A 1141-nucleotide genomic window follows, 5' to 3' on the forward strand; every position below is an offset into this window, starting at 1 on the left:
GATCAAAAAGAGGCCGCGAAACAGCGCTCAGCGGACTTCATTGAACATCGCATCCCCAAATTCATGTCCTATTTCGAGCGCGTTCTCGAACAAAACCCGGAAGGCAGTAAACACGCAGTCGGTGCAACACTCAGCTACGTCGATCTTTCCTTGTTTCAGGCCATCGAAGGGCTACGCTATGCCTTCCCGCGAGGCACCAAAAATTTCAGTGAGCGGTATCCGAAAATTATTGCCGTACACGATACCGTTGAAAAACGACCGAACATCCAGAAGTATCTTGCCTCGGATCGCCGCCTCGATTTCAACGAGTCTGGAATTTTCCGTCACTATCCCGAACTCGATCAGGACGCTTGAGCCATCCGTTCCGATTCGTTTCGCTGGACATGCATGCTGGAAGGGTTTCACTGTAGGGTACTGTTATTCCACTGGGAGAGACAATCATGGACCGTGTATCGTTGAGAACCACTGTGTTGGCTTCAACATTCAGCATCAGCCTGCTGTTCGCGACGACAGGATTTGCTGCATCGCCAGAACCAGTGAAGGCGGAGCATGGCATGGTGGTCACCGCACAGCATCTAGCGTCGCAGGTAGGCGTAGACGTATTGAAATCCGGCGGCAATGCGATCGATGCCGCCGTTGCGGTCGGCTATGCGTTGGCGGTGGTTTATCCAACAGCTGGCAATATTGGCGGCGGCGGCTTCATGACTATCCGTCTCAAAGATGGCAAGACCACTTTCCTTGATTTCCGCGAACGCGCTCCGATGGCCTCGACGAAGACAATGTACCTTGATGACAAGGGCAATATGGTCAAGGGTTTGAGCACAGATGGTTATCTTGCCGTCGGAGTGCCCGGCTCCGTCCTCGGTTTTGAAACTGCCCGAGCCAAATATGGCAGCAAGTCGCGGGAAGAACTTATGGGGCCCGCGATCCGCTTCGCACGAGACGGCTTTGTACTTGATCAGGGCGACATCACCTCGCTCCAGGGAGGCGCCAAGAAACTTGCCAAGGATAAAGCCTCCGCTGACATCTTCTTGAAACCGGACGGCAAAACCTACGCGATCGGAGAAACATTGGTCCAGCCCGATTTGGCCGCGACTTTATCCAGCATCTCGGAGAAAGGCCCCGATGCCTTCTACAAAGG

General features: G+C 53.8%; 2 protein-coding genes. Both read left to right on the forward strand.

All coding sequences use genetic code 11. The features are described from left to right. The coding region (locus ACXJ5O_RS27740) for a glutathione S-transferase C-terminal domain-containing protein (RefSeq protein WP_457302719.1) at positions 1–354 on the forward strand (354 nt) is incomplete at its 5' end. Between the two features lie 86 nt (positions 355–440). Further along, on the forward strand, positions 441–1141 hold a 701-nt coding region (locus ACXJ5O_RS27745), incomplete at its 3' end, for a gamma-glutamyltransferase (protein WP_457302720.1).

The sequence above is a fragment of the Phyllobacterium sp. P5_D12 genome (assembly GCF_054049495.1).